At 44.0% G+C, this 15140-nt stretch carries 21 protein-coding genes and 1 pseudogene; all 22 read left to right on the top strand.

Annotated elements, in window-relative coordinates:
- The first annotated feature begins 62 nt into the window (after window positions 1-62).
- On the top strand, window positions 63-473 hold the full coding sequence (locus DXE33_RS05735; RefSeq protein WP_114639056.1) for a carboxypeptidase regulatory-like domain-containing protein: 411 nt from the start codon (window positions 63-65) through the stop codon (window positions 471-473).
- A gap of 6 nt (window positions 474-479) precedes the next feature.
- Window positions 480-1595 (top strand): transglycosylase SLT domain-containing protein, encoded by a 1116-nt coding sequence (locus DXE33_RS05730; RefSeq protein WP_114639055.1) that lies wholly within the window; start codon window positions 480-482, stop codon window positions 1593-1595.
- A complete protein-coding gene (locus DXE33_RS05725) occupies window positions 1531-1899 on the top strand; it encodes a transglycosylase SLT domain-containing protein (RefSeq protein WP_114639054.1) in 369 nt (122 codons plus the stop codon). Before DXE33_RS05730 ends, DXE33_RS05725 begins: the two co-directional genes overlap by 65 nt.
- A 98-nt stretch (window positions 1900-1997) precedes the next feature.
- Window positions 1998-2852 carry a metal-dependent hydrolase gene (locus DXE33_RS05720; RefSeq protein ID WP_114639053.1) on the top strand — a complete coding sequence of 285 codons (855 nt, stop codon included), beginning with the start codon at window positions 1998-2000 and terminating at the stop codon, window positions 2850-2852.
- A gap of 122 nt (window positions 2853-2974) precedes the next feature.
- On the top strand, window positions 2975-3388 hold the full coding sequence (locus DXE33_RS05715) for a MarR family winged helix-turn-helix transcriptional regulator (RefSeq protein WP_114639052.1): 414 nt from the start codon (window positions 2975-2977) through the stop codon (window positions 3386-3388).
- Window positions 3389-3421: 33 nt separating this feature from the next.
- Window positions 3422-3976, top strand: a complete 555-nt coding sequence (locus tag DXE33_RS05710; protein ID WP_114639051.1) for a flavodoxin family protein — start codon at window positions 3422-3424, stop codon at window positions 3974-3976.
- Complete coding sequence (locus DXE33_RS10160) at window positions 3969-4148, top strand: hypothetical protein (protein WP_231970502.1); 180 nt, start codon at window positions 3969-3971, stop codon at window positions 4146-4148. The genes DXE33_RS05710 and DXE33_RS10160 overlap by 8 nt, the downstream gene beginning before the upstream one ends.
- Window positions 4149-4159: 11 nt before the next feature.
- Entirely contained in the window at window positions 4160-4516 is a 357-nt protein-coding gene (locus tag DXE33_RS05705; protein ID WP_231970402.1) for a cytochrome b, read from the top strand.
- Window positions 4513-5088 carry a YceI family protein gene (locus DXE33_RS05700; RefSeq protein WP_114639050.1) on the top strand — a complete coding sequence of 192 codons (576 nt, stop codon included), beginning with the start codon at window positions 4513-4515 and terminating at the stop codon, window positions 5086-5088. Before DXE33_RS05705 ends, DXE33_RS05700 begins: the two co-directional genes overlap by 4 nt.
- A 43-nt stretch (window positions 5089-5131) precedes the next feature.
- Window positions 5132-5707 carry a YceI family protein gene (locus DXE33_RS05695; protein WP_114639049.1) on the top strand — a complete coding sequence of 192 codons (576 nt, stop codon included), beginning with the start codon at window positions 5132-5134 and terminating at the stop codon, window positions 5705-5707.
- A 195-nt stretch (window positions 5708-5902) separates the two neighbouring features.
- Window positions 5903-6550: a cytochrome c biogenesis heme-transporting ATPase CcmA gene (gene ccmA / locus DXE33_RS05690; protein WP_114639735.1), complete on the top strand. Its 648-nt coding sequence runs from the start codon at window positions 5903-5905 to the stop codon at window positions 6548-6550.
- A complete protein-coding gene (gene ccmB, locus DXE33_RS05685) occupies window positions 6547-7212 on the top strand; it encodes a heme exporter protein CcmB (RefSeq protein ID WP_114639048.1) in 666 nt (221 codons plus the stop codon). The genes ccmA and ccmB overlap by 4 nt, the downstream gene beginning before the upstream one ends.
- Before the next feature lie 4 nt (window positions 7213-7216).
- Window positions 7217-7996 carry a heme ABC transporter permease gene (locus tag DXE33_RS05680; protein WP_114639047.1) on the top strand — a complete coding sequence of 260 codons (780 nt, stop codon included), beginning with the start codon at window positions 7217-7219 and terminating at the stop codon, window positions 7994-7996.
- 64 nt (window positions 7997-8060) lie between these two features.
- Window positions 8061-8174 carry a hypothetical protein gene (locus DXE33_RS10700; RefSeq protein WP_231970401.1) on the top strand — a complete coding sequence of 38 codons (114 nt, stop codon included), beginning with the start codon at window positions 8061-8063 and terminating at the stop codon, window positions 8172-8174.
- On the top strand, window positions 8171-8629 hold the full coding sequence (ccmE, locus tag DXE33_RS05670) for a cytochrome c maturation protein CcmE (protein WP_114639045.1): 459 nt from the start codon (window positions 8171-8173) through the stop codon (window positions 8627-8629). Before DXE33_RS10700 ends, ccmE begins: the two co-directional genes overlap by 4 nt.
- Window positions 8626-10545 (top strand): heme lyase CcmF/NrfE family subunit, encoded by a 1920-nt coding sequence (locus DXE33_RS05665; protein ID WP_114639044.1) that lies wholly within the window; start codon window positions 8626-8628, stop codon window positions 10543-10545. The genes ccmE and DXE33_RS05665 overlap by 4 nt, the downstream gene beginning before the upstream one ends.
- Window positions 10542-11072: a DsbE family thiol:disulfide interchange protein gene (locus DXE33_RS05660; RefSeq protein ID WP_114639043.1), complete on the top strand. Its 531-nt coding sequence runs from the start codon at window positions 10542-10544 to the stop codon at window positions 11070-11072. The genes DXE33_RS05665 and DXE33_RS05660 overlap by 4 nt, the downstream gene beginning before the upstream one ends.
- Window positions 11069-11554, top strand: a complete 486-nt coding sequence (locus DXE33_RS05655; protein WP_174222292.1) for a cytochrome c-type biogenesis protein — start codon at window positions 11069-11071, stop codon at window positions 11552-11554. Before DXE33_RS05660 ends, DXE33_RS05655 begins: the two co-directional genes overlap by 4 nt.
- The gene (gene ccmI, locus DXE33_RS05650; protein ID WP_114639041.1) at window positions 11547-12728 is read left to right on the top strand and encodes a c-type cytochrome biogenesis protein CcmI; all 1182 of its coding nucleotides are present in this window, start codon (window positions 11547-11549) and stop codon (window positions 12726-12728) included. Before DXE33_RS05655 ends, ccmI begins: the two co-directional genes overlap by 8 nt.
- Window positions 12729-12776: 48 nt before the next feature.
- Complete coding sequence (locus tag DXE33_RS10150) at window positions 12777-13553, top strand: TAXI family TRAP transporter solute-binding subunit (protein WP_231970399.1); 777 nt, start codon at window positions 12777-12779, stop codon at window positions 13551-13553.
- A complete protein-coding gene (locus DXE33_RS10145) occupies window positions 13550-14083 on the top strand; it encodes a hypothetical protein (RefSeq protein ID WP_231970396.1) in 534 nt (177 codons plus the stop codon). Before DXE33_RS10150 ends, DXE33_RS10145 begins: the two co-directional genes overlap by 4 nt.
- Before the next feature lie 11 nt (window positions 14084-14094).
- Window positions 14095-15071: pseudogene (locus DXE33_RS10695) on the top strand (Bug family tripartite tricarboxylate transporter substrate binding protein).
- Window positions 15072-15140 lie beyond the last annotated feature (69 nt).

Here is a 15140-nt window from a genome sequence, read left to right as displayed (position 1 = left end):
AACCGATGATTTGAGGCCCCGCTATAGCGAGGTTTTTCATAAGCTCGATGTAATATAGAAAGATGAATACTTGGCTCAAATTATCGATTACATCAATCTGCCTATCTTTTAGCTGTTTTGCTTTAGCGCAGATTCCGGAAACCCTGCATTCAGAGGGTGTCTCTTACATTACTGGAGGGGTTGGTGAAGGTGAAACCACCTCGATCTTGGCAGAAGCCAAGCAATGGCCATTAATGCTCGAGATGTCGCAAATTGAAAATGGTAGAGGTGTTTGGATTTTTGGCGCCAAGATCAAAATAGTTGATTCTAAGAAACAGCTTATTTTTAATGCCCAGGCAGATGGCCCTTATATGTTAGTAAATCTGGAGTCTGGCGAATATCAAATTCAGGCCACATATCAAGATGTGGAGCAAAAAAAAGCAATCAACATTAAATCAAATGCTACACAGAAGATCTCTCTTTTTTGGAAGTGATATTAAATGAATGTTCTGCGTAACTTGGTGGCATGGATCGCGTTTATCTTTTCTTGCCTGGGGCCCGCATATTCTGTTGCGCAAACTAGCCCAGTGAATTCTGAAGCGAGGACCGGAACTTATGCGCAGATGTTACAGCGTGGGCAGATTCGAATTGCTGTGCCTTACGACCGATCCATTTATGTTAACGATAAAGGGGTGTCTAAGGGGCTTGCTGTTGAGATGGCAAAAGGCATTCAGACATGGATTAATCGGCATTACGCCAATGAGCTTGAGGGAAAAACAGTTTCCGTAAAGTTAATTCCTACCAATTCCCCTGATTTATTTGCTAGCTTAGATTCTGGCGATGCTGATATGGTAATTGGAGACTTAGGTTTAAATGAGCCGCCGCTGATTGGCCGCAAGTACATCTTAAATCATGTTGCTAAGTTGCAGCGAGAACTCTTAGTTGCAGGGCCGAGTTCTATTGCTATTTCAAAACCTGAAGATCTATCGGGTCAAATAGTTTATGGTGGCCCTAACACTAATTTTCACACCACACTTCAAGCGTTGAATAAAAATTTACGGCATGAAGGTAAGAATCCAGTCGAAATAATTTCACCAGTAGGCAAACTTGATCCTGAAGATCTATTGCAAATGGTCGATTCGGGCTTGATTCCATTTGTAATTATTAGTGACTGGAGGGTATTGCTATGGAAACCAATCTATAAGAATTTAGTGATCTATGAAGATATCTTCAGTAAAGATTCGGGATGGATTGGACGGGGAGTGCATTCTTCGAACCAGGATTTAAATGATGTGATTACCAATTTTGTTGAATCAAGTGAATTTGATGAAGCCCTTAAATCATATCGGGAAGAAGAATATAAAGCGCATATTCAAGGCTTAAAGGATCCTATAGAAAGATCTGCGTGGACTCGTTTTGAATCAATGCTTCCTTTGTTTAATAAGTTTGGCGCGCAATATAACCTAGATCCATTATTTATAGCGGCTTTGGGTTTTCAAGAAACTCTTTTAAATCAAAATGCAGTAAGCAAAGGTTGGCGCTATTGGCGTGATGCAGTTGATGCCGGCAACGGGCTCTTCTTTGGGTGTTGGGGATATCCATTTATTGGAACCTAATATTCATGCAGGTGCTGATTATATGAATCAGCTCATCACAAGGTATTTTCCTGATGCTCAATTTAAGGATGACAACAGGGCTCTGTTTGCAATTGCCTCTTACAACATTGGCCCAAATAATGTTGCCAAGGCAAGAGATCAAGCAAAAGCGATGGGTTTTAATCCAAATGAGTGGTTCGATAATGTTGAATTTATTGCAACCGAGAAAATGGGTTATGAGCCAATGATCTATGTTAGAAACGTCTATAAATATTTCATCTCATACCAATTAAAGCTGGGAATAATTAAAGCTATACAACCATAGGTAAATGGTGCGCTGCGATATTTACAGCATCTAATCCCTGCTTCGAAATTCGGATATAGTTTTCCCATCCTCATAAATACATAACAGGAGACGGAGCCATGGAAAGCTTTTCATTAAAAAGGGCGGTTGCGGCGATCGCCCTACCAGTATTGCTGGCAACTAGTTCATGTGCTGTTGCGCAGACCGCATCAAGCTCTGGCGCTCAAGGTAAAACAGAACTCTTGTGGCTTGGTCAAGCAGGCTTTCGAATTAAATCGCCTGAAGGTAAGATGATTCTGATTGATCCATGGATTACTGGCGGCCCTAAAACTCCTCCCATGTATAAAAATGATTTGTCTGCGATCGGTCCAATTGATTTGCTGTTGGTAACGCATGCACACGTAGACCATATTGGTGATGCGCCTGCTGTAGCCAAAACAAACAATATTAAGTTGTATGGCCCAGCGGATATGGTGACGCCGCTAATCACTTTGGGAATTATTCCGGCAGAACTTGGCTGGCGTTTTAACAAAACAGGACGGGTAACTCCGTTGCCTGGTATCAAGGTAACCGCTGTTCAGGCTGAGCATTCTTCTTTGTTAGTATGGAAAAATCCTGCAACAGACAAAATGGAAGCGCACCCTGCAGGTGAGCCAGTCGGTTACATCATTGAACTTGAAAATGGTTTTAAGATTTGGCACATGGGTGACACGGGTTTATTTAGTGATATGAAATTTGTCAGCGAGCACTACAAGCCAGATTTGGTGTTAATTCCCATTGGCGGCAATTTCACTATGGCTCCAGATGACGCAGCTTTTGCACTCAAAACCTGGGTCAAGCCAAAAATGGTGATTCCGATGCACTACAACTCCAACCCTATGACTAAGGGCACCCTTGCGGAATTCCAGGCGGCCATGAAGGGTAGCAATATCAAAATTATCCCTATGACTGAGGGTGAAATGGTCCAGTTTTAGGTTTTAAATGACCCAACACCCTCAACCCCACACATGTTGTGGGGTTTTTCTTTCCTATCCTTGCAATTAGTTCGTATTAGTACTAAAATAGTCCTAATTAGTACTTTATACGAATGTAATTCATGAATTTTTTGCCCTCCCTTCGCAATTTGGTCTCTGCATACCAAGCATTTGAGCGCTACTCTGCACCAGATCTAAAGGCCATGGGTCTGACAATGACGCAATTTGATGTCATTGCCACTTTGGGTAATCAGCCGCCGATGACTTGTAAGGAGTTAGGTGAAAAAACCCTGGTGACTAAAGGAACCTTAACAGGAGTGCTAGAGCGTTTAGAGGCAAAGGGCATCTTGGAGCGTAAGACCAATCCCGAGGATGCGCGTAGTCAAATGATTGGTTTGACAGAGGATGGTCAGCTTTTATTTGAAAAAGTATTTCCAGCACATTTGAAGCATTTGGATAAAGCATTTCAAAAGTTAGACACAGAGCAGTTGAAAAATTTGCAAGAGTCACTGAACTTAATTAAAAACATTTTTTAATTAAACGAAACAAACAAATAAAAGGAGAGAATCATGACTAAAGTAGCTGTTGTATTTCATAGCGGGTATGGCCACACTGTGAAACAAGCAAAAGCTGTTGCAAAGGGTGCGAATGCATCCTTAGTAGTAATTGATGGTGAGGGAAATCTCACAGAAGCGCAGTGGGCAACATTAAATGAAGCAGATGCTATCGTATTTGGCTCGCCAACCTATATGGGGACAGTGAGTTGGCAATTTAAGAAGTTTGCTGATGCTTCATCAAAGCAGTGGTTTTCACAGCAATGGAAAGATAAGGTATTTGGCGGATTTACCAACTCAGCAACGATGAACGGCGACAAGCATTCCACTTTGCATTATTTCTTTACCTTAGCAATGCAGCACTCTGGTCTTTGGGTGGGCACTGGATTAATGCCATCGAATGCGAAGTCAGCAAAGCGTGATGATGTAAATTATGTGGGCTCCTTTGCTGGTGCAATGATGCAAACGCCGTCTGATGCAAGTGCAGATGAGGTTAATACCGGTGACCTAGAGACAGCGCGCCTCTATGGTGAGCGCATCGCAAAAATTACTAAACAATTGCGTGGCTAAGATGAATGTGAGATACACCAAGACTGCCGCGATATTGCATTGGATCATGGCCATACTGATCTTTGTCACTTGGTCGATTGCTATTGCAATAGACGACATGCCTCTTAGTCCTGCTCGGATTGCGGGATTAAGTTGGCATAAGTGGCTCGGAACAACCAATTTTTCTTGGTAATTTTCCGGCTGATGTGGCGCATAAGCCATCCTGCGCCACCGCTCGATACTCTCATGCCGGCATGGCAAGAGAAAGCCGCGCATTTGACGCACCTTGTGCTCTATTTCTTGATGTTTGCTATTCCGGTAGTTGGCTGGCTCATGAGCTCCGCTAAAGGTTATACAGTCAATTACTTTGGCTTATTTGAGCTTCCCGACTTAGTCGAGAAAGACAAGGCGCTAGGACATCAACTAAAAGAGGTTCATGAGTTTTTGGCGAATTGCTTAATGGCGCTCGTTGGACTGCACATCTTGGGGGCGATAAAGCATCAATTTATTGACAAAGATGGTTTGCTCAGTCGAATGTCGTTTAGAGGGAGTCAAAAATGAGAATATTTTGCAATCGCTTTTCACGCACCTTTCTGACATTGCTTGCTGTTTTGGGTTCTGGATATTCTCATGCCACTGAATACAGCTCGATTGATGTTGCTAAGAGCAAAATTACTTTTACAAGCAAGTTGATGGGTTCAAAACTGGCGGGTAGTTTTGGGAAGTTCTCGGGTAAGGTTAGCTTCAATCCAGATGAGCCAGAAAAGGCTAAAGCAAATCTAATAATTGATATTAATAGCTTTGCTGCAGGGGGAGAAGAGTTACAGGAAGAAGCAAAAGGGAAAGATTGGTTCAATGCCAAAAATTACCCAACGGCAAATTTTGTCGCTGACTCTGTGAAATCCACTGGATCTAATGCCCTTGAAATCAAAGGCTCTTTGGCAATTAAAGGTAAGACAGCGCCTGTCGCTATCTTGGCTAAATATCAGGTACAGGGAAAGCGAGTGGTGTTTGATGCAACTTTGCAATTAATGCGCTTGGATTATGGCTTGGGTGCAGGGAACTGGGCTGACACCTCGGCTGTGGCAAATGAAGTTCCTGTGACAGTCCATTTGGTACTGAATCAGAAATAGTTTTTATACAGATTTTTTAATCGATTTTTTTACGGAGAATTACATGAAATCAAAGTTATTTATTGCTTTAATGGCAACCGTTGGTTTGGCAGTAACTGCATTTGCAACGCCTGCGACCTACACAGCAGATGCAAATCACACTTTTGCCCAATTTGAATACAACCATTTAGGATTTTCAAATCAAACCAGTCGTTTCAATACAGTCACTGGTACAGTGACAATCGACCAAGCTGCTAAAAAGGGTAGTGCTGATATTACGATTGATACCAAATCGGTTGATACTGGATCAAGCTTGTTCAATAGCCATATCCAGAGCGAAGACTTTTTATCGACAACTCAGTTTCCAACGGCAACCTTCCAGTCTAACGACATGATTTTTAAAGGTGATAAGCCAGTAGCATTAAAAGGGACTTTAACTTTGAAGGGCGTGAGCAAGCCAGTGACTCTGAATATCACCAATTTTGAGTGCAAGAAGCACCCAATGTCCGGTGTTGACTATTGCGGTGCCAATGCTGTGACCAAGGTCAAGCGTACCGATTTCAATATGGGTAAATATGCTCCCAACGTTGGCGATGATGTCAACATCTTGATCGCAATTGAGGCGGCTAGAAAAGAGTAAATTAAGGCTTTCAGCTGCTGATGTTCTCAAAACCACCTTCGGGTGGTTTTTTATTTCCTTGGCTAGGGAGTTTATAATCCCATAAGCAATTGAATTAAAAGAAATTATTCTTAAAACCCCCTTGCTTTTGTGTTTGACAGTCAGTTTTGGCTTTTAGACAATCTTTGGGGCGGATTGATTCACGCGACAACCTTCATGACAGCCAATTTCACCCATATCGACAGCTATCCAAGCTCGGCGCTTCAAGCGCATGGATTGAGCTGTATTCGTGGAGAAAAGACATTATTTGCAGATATTAGTTTTCAGGTGTCTTCAGGCGAATGCCTTCATGTACGCGGTGAGAATGGAGTTGGTAAAACCAGTTTATTGCGCTTGCTGACAGGATTGTCTAAGGCAGAGTCAGGCGAAGTATTTTGGAATGGCCAATCCATTTTCAGTGATGCTAGCTCCTATCACCGGCAATTATTATTTTTAGGTCATCGCGATGCGCTTAAAGAGGAGCTCACTGCATTAGAAAATTTGCAGATGTATGCAATGATTGATGATGTCAATCTATCAGCTCATAAAGCCTTGGCCGCGCTATGGCGATTTGGTTTGCGAGGCCGAGAGAATTTACCAGTCCATTATTTGTCTGCTGGGCAGAAGCGTCGCGTTCTGATGGCACGCATGTTGACTCGTCAAGCTAGCTTATGGATTTTGGATGAGCCCTTTAATGCTTTAGATATAAATGCTGTTAAGGAGCTTGAGCATTTAATTGCATCGCATCTTGATTGTGGCGGTATGCTGATATTGACCAGCCATCAGGCCATAGAGCTACCGAAGATCAAGGTCTTAGATCTATGAACGCCTTGTTTTCTATGGTCAAGCGCGATTTACTGTTGGTAATGCGCCGCAAGAGTGAAGTGCTCACAGCACTCTTTTTCTTTGTAGTGGTTACTAGTTTATTTCCGCTGGGTATTGGTGCTGATGCTGTTTTGTTGCGAAAAATTGCCCCAGGAATTATTTGGGTAGCAGCCTTGCTCTCAACCTTATTGGGTTTGCAAAGAATGTTTGCCGCCGATTATGCGGATGGTGCTTTAGAGCAATTGACGCTATCTCCTCAGCCGATGATCTTGCTAATTGCAGGGAAAATCATCGCCCATTGGATTGTGTGCGGGCTACCCCTAGTGTTGCTAGCTCCTGTGATTGGTCTGCAGTTTAATTTAGATGGCAGCTCTTTGTATGTACTGATGGCAAGCTTATTACTAGGTACTCCCGTACTATCTTTATTGGGATCCATTGGCGCTGCGCTGACTCTGGGTGTGAGAGGTGGCAGTGTTTTGATGAGTTTGATCATTTTGCCTTTATATATTCCAGTTCTGATTTTTGGTGCTGGAGCGGTTTATGCCTCCAGTGTGGGCTTAGACACATCGGGACATTTTTCCTTGCTGGGCGCTTTATTGATTTTGGCTTTAGCATTTGTACCTTGGGTCAGCACTGCTGCCGTGAAGATTGCGATTGAATAAGTAAATGAGTCAAGAAAATCATTTTTCCAATAACCGATTAGTGAACTGGTTTAGATTGTCCAGTCCCAGCACTTTTTATCCGCTGGCAGGAGAGCTCATTCCACTTTTTTGGATCTTGGCGGTTTTGTTTGGTACTGCTGGATTGTGGATAAGCTTTTTTGTTGCCCCTGTGGATGCCGTTCAAGGTCAGGGGTATCGGATTATCTTTGTTCATGTTCCCGCCTCCTGGATGTCCATGTTTATTTATATGGTGATGGCCTTTTGGGCGGCACTAGGATTAATTTTTAATACCCGTTTATCCGCGATGATGGCGCAAGCACTTGCACCAATTGGCGCATGGATGGCGTTTCTATCTTTGTGGACTGGCGCCTTCTGGGGTAAGCCCATGTGGGGTGCTTGGTGGGTTTGGGATGCACGCCTAACTTCAGAGCTGATCTTATTATTTCTTTACTTGGGATTTATTGCTTTGCAAGCTTCTATTGATAACCCACGTCGCGCCGATAAAGCGGGTGCAATCTTGGCTTTAGTAGGCGTGGTGAATGTTCCAGTGATCTATTTCTCGGTGAAGTGGTGGAATACCTTGCACCAAGGAGCTTCTGTGTCTTTGACAAAAGCCCCCGCTATGGCACAAACCATGTTGTGGGGAATGTTATTAATGGCACTTTGTTTTTGGATGTATACCATTGCGATAGCGTTGATGCGGGTCCGCACTATTATTCTGGAGCGTGAATCTCATGCTGACTGGGTAAGACAATTAGACGAGGTAAAAACTAATGTGGAATAGTGCATCAGAGTTTTTTGCGATGGGTGGCTACGCCCTATATGTGTGGAGTAGCTTTGGAGTTTGTGTGCTGGTCTTATTATTGGAGCCGCTGGCAGTGCGCGCTCGTAATCAAGCGATTATTTCTCGGCTAAAGCAAGAGTTATTGGCCGAGCAGTTTGATCAAGAAGGTCATCAGTGAAGCCAAGACATCAGCGTGCGTTAATTATTGTTGCAGCACTCATCGTCATTGGTGTTGCTGCCCTACTGATTTTGAATGCCCTTAATAGCAATATTGCCCTTTATGTCACTCCGAGTGAGGTGGCTGCTGGTAAGGCGCCAAAGGATCAAGCCTTTCGTATCGGAGGTATGGTGAAAGAGGGGTCACTAGAGCGTGATGGTTTGACGGTACATTTCGTGATTACTGATTTAGTAAAGGATATTCCTGTCTCATATACGGGCATTCTTCCGGATTTGTTCAAAGAGGGTAAGGGTGCGGTGATTCAGGGGCGCATGGACGCAAACGGTCAGTTTGTTGCCAGTGAAGTTCTGGCAAAGCATGATGAAAACTACATGCCGCCAGAGGCAAAGCATGCGCTTGAGCAAGCTCAAAAAAATAGTGTGACTAATCGAAGTGGAAATGGAAGTGGCAAATGATTCCTGAGTTTGGCCATTACGCTTTAGTTTTAGCGCTCTGTATTGCTTTGATACAAGGCGTTCTACCCTTAGTGGGCGCGCATTTTGGCCGTCGCGAATTTTTAATTTTGGCAAGACCGGCAGCTCAAACCGTATTCTTGTTGTTAGCCATTGCATTTGGAGTATTGGCATGGAGTTTTTACGTCAATGATTTCTCGGTCCTCTATGTGGCAGAGCATTCAAACTCTCAGTTACCGGTGATTTATCGCTTGGGCGCAGTCTGGGGCGGTCATGAAGGCTCGTTATTGCTGTGGATATTTTTATTAAGTACTTGGACAATTCTGGTTGCACAGCTATCCCAATCCTTAGATGAATTTATGGTGGCGCGAGTCATTGGTGTTTTGGGTTTAGTCAGTGGCGGACTGCTTCTATTTGTTCTGACAACATCTAATCCATTTGAACGCTTATTGCCTGCAGCGCAAGATGGTCGCTCACTCAATCCACTCTTACAAGATCCTGGCTTAGTCTTTCATCCGCCGATGTTATATATGGGCTATGTGGGATTCTCAGTAGCCTTTGCCTTTGCGATTGCCTCTCTGTTATCGGGCAGATTAGATGCTGCCTGGGCGCGCTGGTCACGCCCCTGGACAACTGCGGCATGGGTGTTCTTGACGCTCGGTATTGCATTGGGTTCTTGGTGGGCTTATTACGAATTAGGCTGGGGTGGATGGTGGTTCTGGGATCCGGTTGAAAACGCCTCCTTTATTCCTTGGTTGGTTGGTACCGCTTTATTGCATTCACTAGCGGTTACTGAAAAGCGTGGCGGATTTAAGAGTTGGACAGTTTTATTGGCTATCACTGCTTTCTCTTTGTCATTGCTGGGAACGTTCTTGGTTCGGTCTGGTGTGCTGACCTCTGTGCACGCATTTGCAACCGACCCAAGGCGCGGCATTTTTATTTTGATTTTCTTATCGCTAGTAGTAGGCTCATCGCTTACCCTCTACGCTTGGCGGGCTCCTAAAAATACACTGGGTGGAAAATTTAGTTTGAGCTCAAGAGAAGCCTTTATTTTGCTAGGTAACGTATTTTTAGTAGTGTCTGCAGGCTCTGTATTGCTAGGAACTTTATACCCGTTATTAATAGACGCTTTGCACTTGGGAAAAATTTCAGTTGGGCCTCCTTACTTTAATAGCGTGTTTGTACCCATCATGATTCCACTCTTGGTGTTAATGGGTGTTGGTCCATGGGCGAGCTGGAAACATACCAATTTAGTGGTGGTGATCAAGCGCTTATGGGTTGTAGGACTTCTTGCAGTCATCGCTGGGGCGACTATTCCTTTGGTAATGGGTCAATTTACCTGGTTAGCTGGACTTGGATTCTTGCTCGCTTTTTGGGTGATTGGATCAGGCTGCTTGCAAATTGCACGTCAGACTAAACTTGGAAAACCTACTCGTTCATTTATCGGGATGCAGGTTGCTCATTTGGGGATTGCCATATTTGTGATTGGCGTCACGATGGTGGGCGCTTATCAAGAAGAAAAAGATGTACGTATGTTTGCAGGTGATACGGTCTCTGTTGGTGGCTACCAAATTCAGTTACAAGGCGTGCAATCTGTTCCTGGGCCTAACTATGATGCGATACGTGGCACTTTCCTGTTGAGTAAGGATGGCGTCATACAAGCAAATCTTTACCCAGAAAAACGTAGTTATTTTTCATCTTCGATGCCGATGACCGAAGCGGCGATTCATGTCAGCTTAACGCGTGATATTTATGTCTCGCTCGGAGAAGAGTTGGCTGATAAAGCCTGGGCTGTTAGGGTCTATTACAAGCCTTTTGTTGACTGGATCTGGGGTGGTTGTTTATTCATGGCACTGGGCGGTATTTTGGCCATTTCCGATAAGCGCTATCGTAATAAGCTAAAGAGAATTGCTTCATGAAAGCGAAGTTTTTGATTCCACTCATCCTGTTTGTTGTTCTAGTGGGTTTTCTCGCAATTGGACTCAATCGCGATCCGCATGAAGTGCCTTCGCCCTTAATTAGCAAACCTGCACCTGCTTTTGATATTCCACAGTTAGAGCAAAGTAACAAAACATTTTCTCCTGAGAGTATGAAAGGTCAAGTCTGGATACTCAATGTCTGGGCTTCTTGGTGTGTTGCTTGTCGCGAAGAGCATCCTGTTTTAGTTGAGTTAGCAAACTCAGGGCAGGCTCCCTTGATCGGTTTGGATTACAAAGATCAGCGTGCAGACGCCTTGGCGATGCTTTCAAAGCAAGGTAATCCCTATAAGCTTTCTAGCTTTGATGGTAATGGCCGAGTTGGTATTGACTATGGAGTTTATGGTGTACCAGAAACCTATGTCATCGATAAAGCTGGAATTATTCGCTTTAAGCAAATAGGACCGGTTACCAGAGAGATTCTGAATCAGAAGATATATCCCTTATTGGATGAGCTTAAAAAGTCATGAGGGTTCTATTTTCCGTCTTCTTCTGCATGCTGTGTTTACAACCCGCTGTTGCAAACGATGCAGTCCCCTTGGCTGATGACCCAGTTGTGGAGCAACGCTTAATTAGCATCTCTGAAGAAATGCGTTGTTTGGTTTGTCAGAATGAATCTTTGGCTGGTTCGCGTTCAGATTTGGCGAATGACTTACGTCGCGAGATACGCACATTGATTAAAGAGGGTAAGAGTGATGATCAAATTCGATCTTTTATGGTCGAGCGTTACGGTGACTTTGTGTTATATCGCCCCCCAGTAAAGCCCATTACTTGGTTGTTGTGGATTGGCCCCTTTGTTATTTTGCTAATAGGTGTAGGTGTTTTATTGATTTATCTGCGCCGTCGTAATGAGGCGCCATCTGCAAAAGCCTTATCTGCAGAAGATAATCAACAGATGGATGCTTTATTAAATACCATCGATCAACAGGATAAGGGTGGAGCAAATGGCTAGTTTTATCATCGCCGCTTTTTTATTGCTTGTCCTGGTGCTAGTGCTGCTGTTACGGCCTCTTATTTTTAAGCGCAATACTGAAGGGGTCTCCCGACGTCAGATGAATGCGGTAATTTATCGAGAAGAGCTGGATAAATTGGCCGCAGAACATGCCGCTGGTCTGATGAATTCCGAGGAATACGAAATGAGCCATGCAGAAATGCGGCAACGTCTATTTCAAGATGTTAGTGAAGAAGATGATCGATCTGTAATGGGTTCGCCAAAGAAAACGGCAATTGCACTTTGTATATTGATCTCTTTCTTTTCTTGCGGGCTCTATTTTTATTTGGGTGATGCTTTGCGGGTTGCGCAAAACAATCAAGAAAGACCAGTGACTCAAGAAGGTGTTGAAAAAATGGTAGCTCAGTTTGCTGCCAAGATGGAAAAGGATCCCAGTAATTTGCAGGGATGGGCCATGTTGGCGCGCTCATACCGCATTATGGGCCGCAATGCCGACGCTGCAAAAGCTTACGGGCGTGCCGGCAGCTTTGTTGATTCTGATCCAGAGTTATTGGCTGAATTCGCTGATGTTTTAGCCAGCAATGCAAATGGAAGTTTTGCAGGAAAACCTTTGCAGTTGATTGGACAAGCGCTCAAACTTGACCCGAATAATTTATTAGCACTTTGGCTTTCGGGGACTGCTTCGTTCAATGATGGTGACTACAAAAAAGCTGTACAGACATGGGAAAAGTTGGCAAAGCAGTTGCCCCCAAATTCTGATGAAGCGCGTGCGATCAAGGGCTCTATTGATCAGGCTCGATCTAAAAGTGGTATTACAAATCCGATTGCCAGTATAAAGAGAATCTCTGGCACTATTGAAATAGCGCCTAATTTGCAATCGAAGATTAGGCCTGGTGATACGGTGATGGTAATTGCTCGTCAAGCTGGTGAGCGTATGCCAATAGCCGTTCTCAAAACCACTGTCACCAGTTTTCCAATGCGCTTTGAATTAGACGATGCATTAGCCATGAATCCCAGTATGCCGCTTTCTCAGTTTGAGCAGCTTACCGTGGAGGCACGGATTACTAAGTCGGGAATGGCTAAGCCTGAAGTGGGCGATTTAATTTCTGTAGTGAAAACCGTGAAGGTAGGTGCAAATTCAGTGCGGTTATTAGTTGATCAAGTTCGGCAGTAATTTGTTTGCATGGCGCCCCTAGTGTTGCGGGAATCAATTGAGGTCCTTATGAATTTCATTAAGAAACAAATGTATAACCCTTTTGCAGTTGCTTTAGGGTTTTGTGGTTTACTCATTTTTATTTTTGGCATTCTGTGGATTTTGGTTCCACCGCCTCCAAAAAGTATTGAGCTTGCGACTGGCTTTCCAACCGGTCTTTATTACCAATTTGCTGAAAGATTAAAGACCGAGTTGGCTAAAGATGGAGTGGGGCTTGATGTTAGGGCTACCGGCGGTACGATTGATAACCTTGCGCTACTGAGCGATCCTAAATCAGGCGTCAATTTTGCAATGATTCAAGGCGGTGTTGCAGATGTTAGCAAATATCCTCAATTAGTTTCGATTGCGGGAATGTTTTATGAGCCTATTTGGGTATGGTATCGAGAGTCTACTTTTAAGAGTGATGGCGGTCGTTTACAAGTTCTCGGTCAATTAAAAGGTAAGCGCGTTGCAATTGGTAATGAAGGTAGTGGAACTTTAGCCTTAAGCACGGCTTTACTTAAAGCGAGCGGTATTTCTGAGAGTGATTTCAGCCCGGAAAAACTAAAGCCTGATGCAGCAATTGATCAGTTGAAAAGTGGAAAAATTGATGCGGTATTTATTGTCGCTGCTGCTGAAGCGCCGATATTGCAAAAGTTTTACTCAATTCCAGAAATTCGTTTGATGAGTTTTGATCAAGGGGATGCCTACACACGCAACTTACCTTATCTATCAAAGGTCAGTGTTCCTCGAGGTTTGCTCAGCTCAGTATTCAGTATGACGTTCCTAAGCAAGATATCACAGTGATCGCCCCTACAGCAACTTTAGTGACCCAAGATAATGTGAGTCCAGCAATGATTTCCCTATTGCTAGGGGCTTCTTACGATATCTTGAAGTCTTACTCACGCCTACAAAAACCGGGTGAGTTTCCCTCCGGTACCGGTATGGATTTCCCGCTCCAGACTGATGCAGAGATTTACTTAAAAGATGGACCTTCTTTCTTGCATCGCCACTTACCATTTTGGACAGCAGTTTGGGTTGGCCGATTTGTAAAAATCGTAATTCCTATGCTGGTGATTTTTATTCCTTTATTTACCTATATACCTTCAGCTAAGAATTTCCTGCTCAGATTAAAGCTCGCACGGGTTTATGCTGAGTTGAGAGAAATTGAAAAGAATTCCTTAAATCCTGCGTTGAAAGAAAAGAACTTTAGAGAGTTAGAGGCTATCGAGAGGAGGGTTGATAACATCAATGTATCGATGCTTGACTCCAAAGAGCTTTACGATCTAAAGGGGCACGTTGGCGAGATTCGGATACGGTTAAGTCGCGTAGTTTGATTGGGGGGAGTATGAAAAAATGGATTTGCTTGGGGTGGGTAGCAGTACTAGGCGCATGTTCTTCTCTAGGCGCAGTCGCTCAACCTTATCCTAGTAAGCCGATCAGTTTGGTTGTTCCTCAGGCTGCTGGTGGTACAAATGATATTGTGGCGCGCTTACTTGCTCCTGCAATGGGTGACGCACTAAGCACTTCAGTAATTGTCGAAAATAAACCAGGAGCGGGCGGTAACATTGGCACTCAAGGGGTAGCCCGATCCCCTAAGGATGGGTATACCTTGCTACTCACTATCAATAGTGCGCAAGCAATTAATCCTGCTTTATACAAAAACCCTGGCTTTGATCCGATTCATGATTTTGTGCCGTTGTACTACATTGGCGCAACGCCCTACGTATTAGTTTCTCCACCAGGTTCCCCATATAAAACATTGGCTGATGTGGTTGCTGCAGCAAAGAAAAAACCTGGCGAGCTATCTTATGCATCAGCAGGTAATGGCACCATCAGTCATTTACTAGGTTACTAGGCGCGATGTTAAATACCAGTGCAGGTATTGATATGCAGCACATCCCTTATAAGGGTGTTGCGCCCGCCATTAATGATGTGTTGGGCGGTCAAGTACCTTTGGCTTTTGCCAGTCTGCCATCAGCACTAAATTACATTAAAGCAGGTAAGTTGCAAGCCATTGCAATTAGCTCAGCAAAGCGTTCAAGTGCTGCGCCTGAAATTCCGACCATTGCTGAGACCTATCCTGATTGTGTAGGCGAGGTTTGGGTAGCCATCTTTGCTCCTATTGGTACGCCGCCAGACGTAGTAAAGAAGATTCAGACTTCTATGGATAAAGTGATGGCAAGACCTGATGTCAGGGAAAAACTCGTTGCACAAGGTTTGGATCTCACGCCGGTGACCCCAGCTAAGCTTGGCACACTGCTAAAGGAAGAGTTAGCAAAATGGGTCAGAATTGTGAAGGCATCTGGCGCTCAATTGGACTAACTGACTGGCTTATTGACCTACAATCAACAAATGACTAGCAGTAATTTAGCCCCAGTACTAACGAGTGCA

It is taken from the genome of Polynucleobacter necessarius, assembly GCF_900096765.1.
Taxonomy (GTDB): domain Bacteria; phylum Pseudomonadota; class Gammaproteobacteria; order Burkholderiales; family Burkholderiaceae; genus Polynucleobacter; species Polynucleobacter necessarius_F.
The sequence above is the reverse complement of the archived record's forward strand: the minus strand, read 5'-3'. Positions and strand labels throughout refer to the sequence as shown.

What these genes read in the sequence shown, in the direction of transcription:
- DXE33_RS05735 (WP_114639056.1), top strand. Translation starts at nt 63, where the DNA reads ATGAATACTTGGCTCAAATTATCGATTACATCAATCTGCCTATCTTTT.
- DXE33_RS05730 (WP_114639055.1), top strand. Translation starts at nt 480, where the DNA reads ATGAATGTTCTGCGTAACTTGGTGGCATGGATCGCGTTTATCTTTTCT.
- DXE33_RS05725 (WP_114639054.1), top strand. Translation starts at nt 1,531, where the DNA reads ATGCAGTTGATGCCGGCAACGGGCTCTTCTTTGGGTGTTGGGGATATC.
- DXE33_RS05720 (WP_114639053.1), top strand. Translation starts at nt 1,998, where the DNA reads ATGGAAAGCTTTTCATTAAAAAGGGCGGTTGCGGCGATCGCCCTACCA.
- DXE33_RS05715 (WP_114639052.1), top strand. Translation starts at nt 2,975, where the DNA reads ATGAATTTTTTGCCCTCCCTTCGCAATTTGGTCTCTGCATACCAAGCA.
- DXE33_RS05710 (WP_114639051.1), top strand. Translation starts at nt 3,422, where the DNA reads ATGACTAAAGTAGCTGTTGTATTTCATAGCGGGTATGGCCACACTGTG.
- DXE33_RS05705 (WP_231970402.1), top strand. Translation starts at nt 4,160, where the DNA reads ATGTGGCGCATAAGCCATCCTGCGCCACCGCTCGATACTCTCATGCCG.
- DXE33_RS05700 (WP_114639050.1), top strand. Translation starts at nt 4,513, where the DNA reads ATGAGAATATTTTGCAATCGCTTTTCACGCACCTTTCTGACATTGCTT.
- DXE33_RS05695 (WP_114639049.1), top strand. Translation starts at nt 5,132, where the DNA reads ATGAAATCAAAGTTATTTATTGCTTTAATGGCAACCGTTGGTTTGGCA.
- ccmA (WP_114639735.1), top strand. Translation starts at nt 5,903, where the DNA reads ATGACAGCCAATTTCACCCATATCGACAGCTATCCAAGCTCGGCGCTT.
- ccmB (WP_114639048.1), top strand. Translation starts at nt 6,547, where the DNA reads ATGAACGCCTTGTTTTCTATGGTCAAGCGCGATTTACTGTTGGTAATG.
- DXE33_RS05680 (WP_114639047.1), top strand. Translation starts at nt 7,217, where the DNA reads ATGAGTCAAGAAAATCATTTTTCCAATAACCGATTAGTGAACTGGTTT.
- DXE33_RS05665 (WP_114639044.1), top strand. Translation starts at nt 8,626, where the DNA reads ATGATTCCTGAGTTTGGCCATTACGCTTTAGTTTTAGCGCTCTGTATT.
- DXE33_RS05660 (WP_114639043.1), top strand. Translation starts at nt 10,542, where the DNA reads ATGAAAGCGAAGTTTTTGATTCCACTCATCCTGTTTGTTGTTCTAGTG.
- DXE33_RS05655 (WP_174222292.1), top strand. Translation starts at nt 11,069, where the DNA reads ATGAGGGTTCTATTTTCCGTCTTCTTCTGCATGCTGTGTTTACAACCC.
- ccmI (WP_114639041.1), top strand. Translation starts at nt 11,547, where the DNA reads ATGGCTAGTTTTATCATCGCCGCTTTTTTATTGCTTGTCCTGGTGCTA.
- DXE33_RS10150 (WP_231970399.1), top strand. Translation starts at nt 12,777, where the DNA reads ATGAATTTCATTAAGAAACAAATGTATAACCCTTTTGCAGTTGCTTTA.